Genomic DNA, 12,049 nt, shown 5'->3' on the forward strand with positions numbered 1-12,049 from the left:
CTGCCGGGTCTTCCCTTGGGCGGACCGCCCCGGTCATTCGGGCGGCCAGGTGTCTCCCGCGTCGAGCCGTCTGCGGAGCATCGTGTGCAGCGGCATCGACTGCCCGTCCGGTCCGCCCTCGCCGATGACCAGCTTCGGTGGCGACGGGTGTGGTGTCGCCCCGGTCAACCGGGCCCGCAGGCTGGCCGGCACCGTGAGCACGTAGAAGGCACCGTCGCCGTCGACCGCGTGGATCAGGGCGACATCGAGGTACCAGCCGACGAGCGGAGTCCGGTAGCGGCTCCGTCCGTTGTAGGCGATCGCGGTCAACGGGGTCTGCCGCAGCCCGCGTTCCCGAGCCTCCTGGAGGAAGGACACGACGAGTTGCCGGGCCTGCCCGGTCTCCACGTCCCGGCGACGCTCGTCGGCCGCCGCGTGTGCGGCCACCGCCCGTCGTCGTTGCTCCACCCAGTCCTCGGGCCCACCCTCCGCCATGCCTGGACGGTACGCCCACCAGATCGACGGCCGGCCCGAGAGCCCCGGTTCGGCTCTGCCCGATGCTCTCCGCTGCTACCCGCCGGGGGATGGACCGCCGGGGTGTGTCGGTGGGCGGGGCTGGCCGGGCTGGCCGTATCCCGGCGGAGGTTGGTGCGGCGTGGCCGGATAGCCGGCTGGCGGATACCCGGTGGGCGCCGGATACCCGGATCCGGGCGGTCGAGCAGTCTGCGCCGCCGGGTAGCTCCCCGGCGCTGGCCCGGGAACGGTGGGCTGTCCAGGCGGACCGCGCCGACGTCGGCCCGAGCGTACGAGCAGCCAGACGAGTACGCCGACACCGGCCAGCACCAGCAGCAGGCAGGACCCGCCGACGACGTACGCCACCGGGCTCAGCGTGATGCCCGGCGACGCCTCGGTGTCGGGTGGTGCGGCCGCCGGCTCGGATGGGTCCTCCGCCGGCGCGGACCCGTCGGGTGACGGTGCCGACTCGGCGGGCTTGACGTCGGCGGTGAGCGCCTTGACGAGGTTGAGTACGCCGTAGCCGTACTCGGGGTCGCGGCCGGGTGAGCCCTGGTCAGTGGCGGTCGCGGTGAGTCGGTGTACCACCTCGGTCGCCGAGAGGTCCGGGTACTTCGCCCGGACCAGTGCCGCCGCGCCGGCCACGATCGCCGTCGAGTCACTCGTCCCGGTGGCGGACCTGTATTCGCCGGTGCGGCTGGTGGTCGCGATGTCCTCGCCGGGCGCGATGAGTCCCACCGCCTCGCCGGTCACGCTGACCCGCGCCAGTTTTCCGTCCCGTGCGCTGGCGCCGACCGCGAGGACACCCGGGTAGGCCGCCGGATAGCCGACGGACCTGTTGTCGGGCCGGTTGCCAGCGGCGGCCACCAGAACCACGTCGGCGGCGAGCGCCTTGTCGACCGACTCCCGGAGTCGGTCGAAGGTCCCGCCGCTCAGCGACATTGAGATCACCTTGGCCCCCCGCTGTACCGCCTGGTCGATGGCGGTCGGGAGGATTCCGCCACTGCCGACCGAGGATTTCGAGTCGCGAATGGGCAAGATTTTTGCCTTTGGTGCGATCCCCAGCGCACCGTCGGCGTTACCCGGCCCGTGTCCGTGCGCAGCGATCAACCCGGCCATCGCGGTGCCGTGCCCGTTGGCGTCCTGCTGGCCGTTGCCGCCCTCTCCGGTCAGGTCGACTCCGGGCAGGACGTTGTCGACCAGGTCGCGATGGCTCGCCCGGACGCCCGTGTCGATCACCGCGACCACCACCCCGGCACCCTGGGTGATCCGGTGTGCCTCGGCGATGTTGAGCGAGCGCAGGTGCCACTGCCGGTCCCGCGCCGCGTCCGCGAACGCCGGCGGTGCGCCGACCAGCACCGCGAGGACGCCACAGGCGGCCGCCGCGCACCAGCGCGGCAGCCACGTCCCGTGCCCCCGGCGGCGAGCCCTCACCGATCCTTCCCGATGACCCCGGTGCCGGGCTCGTGCCGCCCGACGGCCCGGTTCGGCTCGATCTCGGGGGCGACACCCTCCTCGACCGCCCACGGGTTGTCCGGATCCCAGTGACGGGTGTCCTGCTCGTCCCCGGTCTGCCGGCCACGCTGGCCACCGATCATGCCGGGAGAGCCGGTCCCGCCGGCCGCGCCGCCCCGGCCGGCACCCGGCCCGCGAGCCGCTCCGGCGCCGCCGATCGCGCCGGCCGCCCCGGGTCGGCCCGCACCCTGGCCGGACTGCCCGATCACGCCACCGACCGGGTTCGCCCGTGGTGCGCCGCCGCCGACTCCGCCCGGTACACCGCCGACGGCTCCGCCCGGCCGGGCACCGATCACCCCGCCCGGCGGTACCCCCGTACTGAGCGAGGCCGGCCCCAGGCCGACCTTGCCGGGGCCGCCGGGCACCCCCTTGGGACCGCCGCCGGTGTGGACCGGCGGCGGTCCGCCGATCAACCCTGGCCCGACCGGAAGGACTGGAGTGACGGTGGGCGGTGGCGGGGCTACCGGAGGGGTGGGCGGAAGCGTCGGCCCGGGCAGGGTGGTCGTCGGCGGGGTGACTCCGGTCAGGCTCGGACCGTCGTCCCAGGGCGGGTCGGTCGGTACCCCGATGTCCGGTGGCGGGTACTCACTGTGCAGGTCGGGCGGAGGTGTTCCCTCGATGTAGCCGGGCTTGTCGTCGTCCTCCGGCTCACCCCGACGGTGCGGCGGCGGGTTGACCTCGGGGGGAATCCTGGTCCGGGTCCGCTTGGCGGAGTGCTCCGTGCTGTCCTGGTCCTGAATCAGCTTCGGTGGGAGGTACTCGGGCGGGGGCTGGACGCGGTTGCTGCCGTCCCGGGCAGAGGTGTCCACCTCCACCTGTACCGCACGGGCCCGCGCGATCAACGCCGCCTGTTGCGCGTCGCTGACCGGTGGATCGGTGAGTGCCTGCATGCCCTTCTCACCGATGAAGTCGCCCGCAACCCGGCCCAGGGCGTCGAGGCCGAAGCGTGACCCCCCGACGCTGCCGATCGCCCCGCCGATATCGCCGGCCTTCTCGACCTGCTTCTGGTAGTCCGCCAGCAACGCCTGGTTCTTGACGTACTCGTCGTAGATCGGCTTCAGCTTGACCCGCGCCTGGTCGATCGCGTCCGCCACGTAGCCGATGTGCGTCGCGTTGTTCTGGGCGGCGGTCGACGTCTGTTGGGCCGCCTGGATCAGCCGGTCCAACTCGGCCATGTAGGCGGCCGACGCCGCGTTCTGCTCCGGCGGCCAGAGGGTGGCGAGCTGGTTGCGGCACTGCTGAAGTCGGGAGGAGTGGTTGCTGAGCATGCCGGAGGTGCGCTCCCAGGCCGCGACCTGGTCCCGGCTCGGCTGGAGCTTCTGCTGGGCCGCGTCGATCATCTGCCACAGCCGGGGGATGTAGGTCGGGTCAGCCATTGCCGCCGCCTCCGGCCGGGTTGGCCGGGGTGGTTCCCGGCGCCGGCTGCTCGGGCGGCGGCAGGACCTCCTGGACATCACTCACGGTGGCGTGCGCGAACGCGTCGGAACCCTGATAGTTGGCGGCGATCTTGTCGGCCGCCTGGGCCACGGCCTCGGTGCCCAGGTCCAGGTTGAACAGCGAGTCCAGGGTCTTCTGGATGCACTCGTCGTACCGGTCCTGGAGCCGCCTCCAGTCCTCGCCCTCGATCCGGTCGCCGATGGTGGCCCCGGGCTGCATGGCGTCGTGCACCTGAGGCACCTGGGAGCGGTAGCCCTGTTCCAGTTCGTCGCGCATCACCGCCGCCGCGCTCACCAGACCGTCGATCTCGACGTTGATCTGGCCGATAACCGCAGCGGCCGCCGCGCCGAGCGCCGCTCCGCCCGACTCAACCGGAATCATCGCAACCCCTCCCCGTGGGTGGTCGTCAGATATGGGCGGGGCTCATTGTAGCCGAGGCACAACACCGAGTACCTGTCAAATCGGGCTAGTCGATCATCATTCGAAAGTGGACCCGTACGTCCACCGTCCTGCTCCGACAGTGACCGCCGTACCGACGGTCGGGCACCCGGTACGGTACGGGTCGTCGACCCCGGTTCACGGGGATGTCGCCCACCGCACGCCTACCGTACGCCGATCGCCGTGATGCTGTGCCCGACCGCCGGGTCCGGCCCGGCGTCCTCTCTGCTCACGCACCCCGACGACCGGCAGCTCGGAAAGTCCGGGTGCACCACTGTGGAACGGGTGATATCCATGTCCCGACGGCGCCACATCTTCGGCGCGCTGCTGGTGACGGCGACGGTGTTGGCCGGGGCGCCCACCGGCGTACAGGCCGGCGAGCGGCACCGGCCGGAGTCCGCGCCAAGCTTCGACCTCCAGGCCCACCGTGGCGGGCTCGGCCTGCGGGTGGAGAACACGCTCGCGTCCTTCGGCAACGCCCTGCGACTCGGGGTCAGCACCCTCGAACTCGACGTGCAGATCACCGCCGACCGGCAGGCGGTGGTCACCCACGACCGTCGGGTCACCGGCACCAAGTGTGTCGACACCGGACCGGCGACGCCCGGCGACACCGCGTTCCCCTACGTCGGCAAGTACGTCAACACCCTCACCCTGGCCCAGGTGCGTACGCTCGACTGCGGCAGCCGGACCCTGGCCGACAAGCCGGGCCAACTCGCCGTACCCGGTGCCCGGATGCCGCTGCTCCGGGAGGTCTTCGCGCTGGTCAAGCGGTACGGCGCGGACGACGTGACGCTCAACGTGGAGACCAAGGTGGAGGCCGGCGCGCCGGCCGAGACCGCGCCCCGGGAGCAGTTCGTCCAGGTCACCGCGGCCGAGATCCGGGCCACCGGACTGCTGGAGCAGGTCACCATCCAGAGCTTCGACTGGGGCGCGCTGATGCGGATGCGTCAGGTCGAGCCCCGACTGCCACTGGTGGCGCTGACCAACTACGACTTCCTGCAAACCGGTGCGCCGGGTGCCTCACCCTGGCTCGGCGGGCTGGACATCGACGACTTCGGCGGCGACCCGATCAGGGCGATCAGGACCTTCGGCGCCCGGACCTTCTCGCCGGTGCACGGCTTTCCGCAGAACGGCACGGTCACCGAACCCGGCTACCGGCCGTACGTGACCAAGCAGCTGGTCGAGCACGCGCACCGCAACGGCGTCAGGGTCGTGCCGTGGACGGTGGACGACGTACCGACGATGGCCAAGCTGCTCGACGACGGGGTGGACGGCATCATCACCGACTACCCGGACCGGCTGCGTACGCTGCTCGCGCAGCGCCGGATCGCGCTGCCCCGGGGGTACGCGGCACCGTTCGACATCCAGGCGCACCGGGGCGGCCGGGCGACCAGGCCGGAGAACACCCTGCCGGCGTTCCGGAACGCGCTGGAGAATTCGGCGATCTCGACCCTGGAGCTGGACACCGGGGTGACCCGGGACGGCCAGCTCGTGGTGCTGCACGACCGGACGATCAACGGCAGCCACTGCGAGGACACCGCGCCGGCCAGCCCGGGGGACAGGGCGTTCCCGTACGTCGGAAAACTGGTCCACGACCTGACGTGGAAGCAGATCAGGACCATCGACTGCGGGTCGAAGACGCTGCCGGAACTGCCGGACCAGGTCGCCGTGCCGGGTGCCGGCATCCCGACCCTCGACCAGGTGTTCGACCTGGTGCGGTCGAGCGGCCGGCGGGACGTACGGCTGAACATCGAGACGAAGCTCAGTCCGCTGGTGGCGGACACCGAGCCGTACCGCAGCTTCACCGCCAAGCTGGTCCGGGCGATCGAGCGGGCCGGCCTCACCGACCGGGTGACGATCCAGTCCTTCGACTGGCGGACCATCACGTACGCCCGGCAGCTCAACCGGAAGATCGGCACCGTCGCCCTGGTCTGGCAGTACGGCCCGGCCGAGTGCGCCAGCCTGGCCGACGAGTGCTCCCTGCGGGCGGTCTACGGTGACCGTTCGGTGCGCAGCCCCTGGACCGCCGGCCTGGACTGGTGGCGGTACCAGGACCTGGGCAAACTGGTCCGGGCCGCCGGTGCCGGAACGGTCTCCGCGAACTGGCAGGTGCACGATTCGGCCCAGGGCATCGTACGGTCGACCGACTGGTATCTGCGGCAGGATCCGGCCTACTTCCATGGACCGACGGTGCCGGAACTGCAACGCCGGTACGGGCTCAAGGTGGTGCCGTACACGGTGGACGACCCGGCGGTGATGCAGCGGGTCATCGACCTCGGCGTGGACGGCATCATCACCGATTACCCCGAGCGGCTGGTGGCGGTGGCGATCCGCAACGGCCTCCGCTGACCTGTTAGGAAGGGCCCCTTCTTCTACAAAAAACGATAACAAGGGGCCCTTCCTTACACCTTGTCGAAGTAGGTGCGGACCTCGGCGACCACCGTCTCCAGGTGCTCGTCGGAAAGTTCGGGGTAGATCGGGAGGGATAGGCACTCCCGGGCCCAGGCCTCGGTGACCGGGAGGTCGCCCGGCTGGTGACCGAGCGAGGCGTACGCGGGTTGCAGGTGCAGCGGGATCGGGTAGTGCACCCCGGCGCCGATGCCGGCGTCGCGCAGATGGGCCAGCAGCCCTTCCCGGTGCCGGGTACGCACCACGAACAGGTGGTGGACGCCGCGCCGGTTCGGTGGCTCGACCGGCAGGACGAGGTCGCCGACTCCGTCGAGCCGGGCGCGGTAGGCGGCTGCCAACTCCCGCCGTCGCTGGTTGCCCTCGGCCAGCGTGGTCAGCTTCACCGCCAGCACGGCCGCCTGAAGCGTGTCGAGCCGGGCCGCGTAGCCGACGGTGAGGTGCTCGTACTTGCTGGTGCGACCGTGGTCGGCCAGGCGCCGGATCCGGTCGGCCAGCGCCGGGTCCGAGGTGGTGACGGCCCCGGCGTCGCCGAACGCGCCGAGGTTCTTGCCGGGATAGAACGAGAAGCAACCGATCCGGCCGTACGCCCCGGCGCGGACCGTCGAGCCGTCGTCGCGGACGTACTCCGCCCCGTGGGCCTGTGCGGCGTCCTCGATCACCGGCACTCCGGCCGCCGAGGCGATCGCGCCGATCGCGCTCAGGTTGACCGGCAGCCCGTAGAGGTGCACCGGCAGCACCGCGCGGACCCGGTCGATCACCGCCTTCAGCGCGTCGGGGTCCATCCCCCCGGTCTCCTCGTCCACCTCGACGAAGCGCGGTCGGGCGCCCAGCCAGCTCACCGGCTCGGCGGTGGCGACGAAGGTGTGTGCCGGAACGGCCACCTCGTCACCGGGTCCCACGCCGAGGGCGGCCAGGCTCAGGTGGATCGCGGCCGTGCCGGAGGAGACTCCGACGGCGTGGCTGGTGCCGCAGAAGGCGGCGAAGGCCGACTCGAACTCGCCGACCTCCCGGCCGAGGATGAACCGGGTGTCGTCGACGACGGCTCGGATCGCCGCGTCGATCGCGTCGCGGTGCCGGTCGTACGCGGCGGCAAGGTCGACCAGGGGAATTCGGGGCATCACAGGCTCCTGACTGTTCACGCTGCGGGCGAACCACGTCGCCGTGGAGAGTGCGGGCGTACCGCGTCGCCGTGGAGAGTGCGGGCGTACCGCGTCGCTGTGGGAGGTGCGGGCGTATCGCGTCGGGCGGCCCTGTGTTCAGTGTGCGGCGGGTGTGAGGTCGGGATGCGGTCCGTCGGAGTGCGGCCGTCCGACCGGTGCCGGGTCGACAGGTGTCCGCTCGATCGCCGGCGACCCGGGAATCCGGGGAACCGTCACCGTCACGCCACCGGCCCGGAGCGAGGCGTCGGCCGCCTCCAGTACGGCCACCACCCGGGCGCCGTTCCAGCCGTCGGTCCGGGGCCGGGCGCCGGTGCGTACGCAGTCCAGGAAGTGTCCCAGCTCCACGGCCAGCGGTTCGGCCGTGGAGAGCACCGGTACGTGCGCCGCGTCGTCGCGCAGCCGGTACTGCCGGACGCCGTGTCCGTCCGGCTCCAGTGGTTCGGCGCCCTTGTCGAAGACGGTGAGCCGGGCGTCGGTCTTCAGGTCGTCGTAGACGAGCATCCGGCGGGTGCCGACGACGGTGGTACGCCGGGTCTTCGCCGGATCCAGCCAGCTCACGTGCATGTGCGCGACCACGTCGTCCGGGTACCCGACGGTGACGAACATGACGTCCTCGACGCCGTCGTGCAGGTACCGGCCGCCCTGTGCGGCGACCCAGCGGGGCTCGGCCCCGAGCAGGTAGTTGGCGATGGAGACGTCGTGCGGCCCGATGGACCAGAACGTGTGCAGGTCGCTCTGGATCCGGCCGAGGTTGAGGCGCTGGGAGTGCAGGTAGAGGACGTCACCTATCTCGCCGGCCCGGATGAACTCGCGCATCCGTTCGACCGCCGGGACGTACTCGAAGGTGTGGCCGACCATCAGCACCAGGCCCTGGCGGTCGGCCGTCTCGGTCAGCGTGACCGCGTCGGCGACGGACATCGCCAGCGGCTTCTCGACGAAGACGTGCTTGCCGGCGGCCAGCGCCCGGCGGGCCAGTGGCGCGTGGCTCGGCGCCGGGGTGGCGATCAGGACCGCGACGACCTCGTCGTCGTCGAGGACCTCGTCCAGGTCGTCGGTGGCCCGCACCTGTGGGTACAGCTCGGTCGCGGCCTGGCGTCGGTCGGGACTGGCGTCCACCAGATAGCGCCACCGCGACTGTGCCAGTTGGTCGAGGTTCCGGGCGAGATTGGTACCCCAGTAGCCAAAGCCGATCAGGCCCAACTTCTCGGTCACGATACTGTCTCCAATGGATCGGGGACGGTGATGGGTCGCCGGAGATGTCGCCGTGGTTCGCTCGTACGACGTGAATTCCATTCGTCGATGAGCGCTCGCGATCGGATGTTGAAAATCGTCGTGACAGCGCCTGTCCCGACTCAGTGGGCGCCGCCCGGTCGAGTAGTCGATAGGCGGCCGATGATTTCGTTGATAATGCGGTGACAATTCATCGGGGATCCTGCTACGGCGCCCCCGCGACCCGCCAGACGGCTGTCCAGTTCCCGACCTCGTCAGGTCGACCGGAACGAGGAAGGGCGAGCGTTTCGCGTATTCGGCACCAGTGCCGAGGCGCGGAGGGTCTGATCCGGGTGGCCGCAGAGCCAGGCGAGGCGTTCGATCATCTTTTCCGGATCCTCGAACGGATCCAGCCCGGTCACCTCGGTCGGATTCAACGCCGGAACCGAGACGTGCGAGATCAGCGGATGCAACGGCCGTACGTCGATCTCACCCTCGCCGAGCAGGTCCTCGTGGAGTTTCTCGCCGGGCCGCAGGCCGGTGTAGATGATCCGGGGCTCGCCGGGTGCCTGGGCGGCGAGCTGCCGGGCCAGGTCGTCGATGCGTACCGGCTTGCCCATGTCGAGCACCAGCGCCTCGCCGTCCCGCCCGAGTGCCGCGGCCTGGAGCACGAGCTGTACCGCCTCCTGCACGCTCATCAGGTAGCGGGTCACGTCCGGGTGCGTGACGGTGATCGGCAGTCCAGCGTCGATCTGGGCCCGGAAGGCGGTGACCACCGATCCCCGGCTGCTCAGCACGTTGCCGAACCGGACGCTGAGGAAGGTGCCGGCCTCGTTGGCGCCGGTGTACGCGGTCAGCCGCTCGGTGATCCGTTTGGAGTAGCCGAGGACGCTGATCGGGTTCGCCGCCTTGTCGGTGGAGATGTTCACGAACCTGGCCACGTCGCGCGCGGCATTCAGGACGGAGAGGGTGCCCCAGACGTTGGTCTTGATCGCCTCCCCGGGATGCCGCTGCAACAGGGTGAGGTGTTTGAGCGCGGCGGCGTGGAAGATGATGTCGGGGCGCCGGTCCCGGATCGTCCGCGCGATGCCCTCGCTGTCGCGCAGGTCGGCCAGGATCAGTTCGGGCCCGTCCAGCAGCGCCCGGCCCGAGAGCGACAACTGCAGCCCGTGCAGCGCCGACTCGTCCCGGTCGAGCATCATCAGCTCGCCCGGGTCGGCCCGGAGGATCTGCCGGCACAACTCGGAGCCGATCGATCCGCCGGCCCCGGTGACCAGCACCCGCCGGCCGGTCAGGGCCGAGTCCGCGTTGCCGAGGTCGGCGACGACCTGACGCCTGCCGAGCAGGTCGTCGATCTCCGGGTCCCGTACGTCGGCGACGCTGATCCGTTGGTTGACCAGGTCCCGTACCGGCGGCAGCACCTTGAACTCGGCACCGGCGGCCAGCGTGGCGGCCCGGACGACACGGATCAGTTCCGCGTCCGCGTTGGCGACCGAGAAGATCACGGTACTGGCGCCGGTCAGGGCCAGCGCCTCACGGATCTCCCGGCGGCCACCGAGCACGCGTACGTCGTCGATCCGTAGGTGCCGCTTGTCGGGATCGTCGTCGAGCAGGCCGACCGGCAGGTATCCGCCCCGGGGATCGCTCACCATCGCGCGCAGCAGTGCCTGGCCGGCCGAACCCAGGCCGAAGAGCAGCACCGGGGTTGCCGAGCGGGTGTTGGGGCGCAGGGAACGGTCGCGCCGGTGGCGGTACGCGGACCGGACGCAGAGCATCAGGAGCAGGGCCACCGCCGCGCCGACCGGCGGGGTGCTGGCCGGGATCGGGTGGTCCGCCATGGTGAGGACGGCGAGCAGCATGACCGCCGCGCTCGCGGCCACCGTCGCGGCCAGCGCCCGGATCTCCTGGAGACTTCCGAGCGGGTGTCGTCCCCAGTGTCTGCGCTGCACCGAGGCGAGGGTGGGATGCAGGGCGGCGGCGATCAGTCCGGCGCCGACGACCTGGACGAGCTGACCGGTGGTGAGGTCGAACTCGTATCTGGTCCAGGCTGCTGCGGTGAAGCCGCCGATCCACGCCAGGGCGTCGCCGGCCACCAGCGCCGCGACACGGCTCTGGGCCTTCCAGCGACGACCAGCGTTGGGGAGGGGTGGCGCATCTGCGCTGAGCGACATGTACGACTCCTGGTGCTGTTCTGTCTGGTGGTGAGCTGGCGGAACGCGGGGGGTCCTATTCGTCAGTGTTAAACATTTACCCGACGGGAAAGCGGATCGAGGGCTTTTCCCGGTTTTCCGCTCCTACCCGACCGGCCGCGTTACCGGACGCCCCCTGTGTCGTTGACGGGTCGGGCGGATTGGGTGACGGCACCGGTAGCCCGTGCGCCGGGCGCCAATTTATGAGAAAGCTACGCAATGGAAAAGCCGGACCTAGGTGAATAGAGAAAGCATTGAAGATCGTCGTGACTGGCGGGGCCGGGTTCATCGGCTCTAATGTGGTACGCGCGCTCACGGCTGCCCCGGAGATCCAGGAGATCGTCGTCGTCGACGACTTCTCGACCGGTAGGCTCGAAAATCTCGTGGAACTGCCAGCCCGACTGCTGCCCGGCACGATTCTCGACCCGGCGACCCTCGACGAGGCGTTCGTCGGGGCGTCGAGCGTGATCCACCTGGCCGCCATACCCTCGGTCCAGCGATCCGTGGACGATCCGCTGCGCAGTCACCAGGCCAACGCGACCGGCACCCTTACGGTGCTCGAGGCGGCGCGGCGGCACCGGGTACCGCACGTCGTCCTCGCCTCCTCCTCGTCGGTGTACGGCGGCAACCTGGCCCTGCCGAAGGAGGAGACGCTGCGGCCGATGCCGCTGAGCCCGTACGCGGTGTCGAAGCTGGCGACCGAGGCGTACGCGCTGGCCTACTCGTCCTGCTTTCGGCTTCCGGTGCTTCCGTTCCGGTTCTTCAACGTCTTCGGCCCCGGCCAGGCGGCCAACCACGCCTACGCGGCGGTGGTGCCCGCGTTCGTCTCCGCCGCGCTCGACGGCCGGCCGCTGCGGATATTCGGCGACGGACGCCAGACCCGGGACTTCACCTTCGTCGGCAGCGTCGCCTCGGTGATCGTGGACGCGGTCCTGCGCCGCGTGTCGGCGCCGGACGCCGTCAACCTCGCCTTCGGGTCCCGGGTCTCGCTGCTCGATCTCGCCGGCGAGTTGGAGGCCGTGCTGGGACGCAGCCTCGACGTCGTCCACGAGCAGCCCCGGCCGGGTGACGTGCGGGACTCGCAGGCGGACCGCACCCGACTGAGTTCCCTGTTCCCCTCGGTGCGGCCACATCCGCTGCGGGTGGGTCTGGAGGCCACCGTCGACTGGATGTCCGGCCGCGTTCTCGCCGGCCGCTAGC

Annotated in this window: 9 protein-coding genes; 2 read left to right on the top strand and 7 right to left on the bottom strand. The window is 70.9% G+C overall.

Annotated elements, in window-relative coordinates; genetic code table 11:
- Positions 1-33: 33 nt before the first annotated feature.
- From H4W31_RS21570 to H4W31_RS21585, 4 genes are all read right to left on the bottom strand, one after another.
- Positions 34-474: a hypothetical protein gene (locus H4W31_RS21570; protein ID WP_192768302.1), complete on the bottom strand. Its 441-nt coding sequence runs from the start codon at positions 472-474 to the stop codon at positions 34-36.
- 75 nt (positions 475-549) lie between these two features.
- Positions 550-1,926 carry a type VII secretion-associated serine protease mycosin gene (gene mycP, locus H4W31_RS21575; RefSeq protein WP_192768303.1) on the bottom strand — a complete coding sequence of 459 codons (1,377 nt, stop codon included), beginning with the start codon at positions 1,924-1,926 and terminating at the stop codon, positions 550-552.
- A complete protein-coding gene (locus H4W31_RS21580; protein WP_192768304.1) occupies positions 1,923-3,383 on the bottom strand; it encodes a hypothetical protein in 1,461 nt (486 codons plus the stop codon). The genes mycP and H4W31_RS21580 overlap by 4 nt, the downstream gene beginning before the upstream one ends.
- Positions 3,376-3,825, bottom strand: a complete 450-nt coding sequence (locus H4W31_RS21585; protein WP_192768305.1) for a hypothetical protein — start codon at positions 3,823-3,825, stop codon at positions 3,376-3,378. The genes H4W31_RS21580 and H4W31_RS21585 overlap by 8 nt, the downstream gene beginning before the upstream one ends.
- A gap of 351 nt (positions 3,826-4,176) precedes the next feature.
- On the opposite strand from H4W31_RS21585, the gene H4W31_RS21590 reads away from it, so the two are divergent.
- Positions 4,177-6,231, top strand: a complete 2,055-nt coding sequence (locus H4W31_RS21590) for a glycerophosphodiester phosphodiesterase family protein (RefSeq protein WP_192768306.1) — start codon at positions 4,177-4,179, stop codon at positions 6,229-6,231.
- A 53-nt stretch (positions 6,232-6,284) separates the two neighbouring features.
- Here H4W31_RS21590 and H4W31_RS21595 read toward each other — a convergent pair whose 3' ends face one another.
- From H4W31_RS21595 to H4W31_RS21605, 3 genes are all read right to left on the bottom strand, one after another.
- Positions 6,285-7,409, bottom strand: a complete 1,125-nt coding sequence (locus tag H4W31_RS21595; RefSeq protein ID WP_192768307.1) for a DegT/DnrJ/EryC1/StrS family aminotransferase — start codon at positions 7,407-7,409, stop codon at positions 6,285-6,287.
- A gap of 138 nt (positions 7,410-7,547) precedes the next feature.
- Positions 7,548-8,663, bottom strand: coding sequence for a Gfo/Idh/MocA family protein (locus H4W31_RS21600; RefSeq protein WP_192768308.1), 1,116 nt, complete (start codon positions 8,661-8,663; stop codon positions 7,548-7,550).
- Positions 8,664-8,935: 272 nt separating this feature from the next.
- Complete coding sequence (locus tag H4W31_RS21605) at positions 8,936-10,831, bottom strand: nucleoside-diphosphate sugar epimerase/dehydratase (protein ID WP_192768309.1); 1,896 nt, start codon at positions 10,829-10,831, stop codon at positions 8,936-8,938.
- Positions 10,832-11,103: 272 nt separating this feature from the next.
- Here H4W31_RS21605 and H4W31_RS21610 point away from each other — a divergent pair, with 272 nt between their 5' ends.
- A complete protein-coding gene (locus H4W31_RS21610; RefSeq protein ID WP_192768310.1) occupies positions 11,104-12,048 on the top strand; it encodes an NAD-dependent epimerase/dehydratase family protein in 945 nt (314 codons plus the stop codon).
- Position 12,049: the final 1 nt, after the last annotated feature.

Origin of the sequence: Plantactinospora soyae (genome assembly GCF_014874095.1) — a bacterium.
Taxonomy (GTDB): domain Bacteria; phylum Actinomycetota; class Actinomycetes; order Mycobacteriales; family Micromonosporaceae; genus Plantactinospora; species Plantactinospora soyae.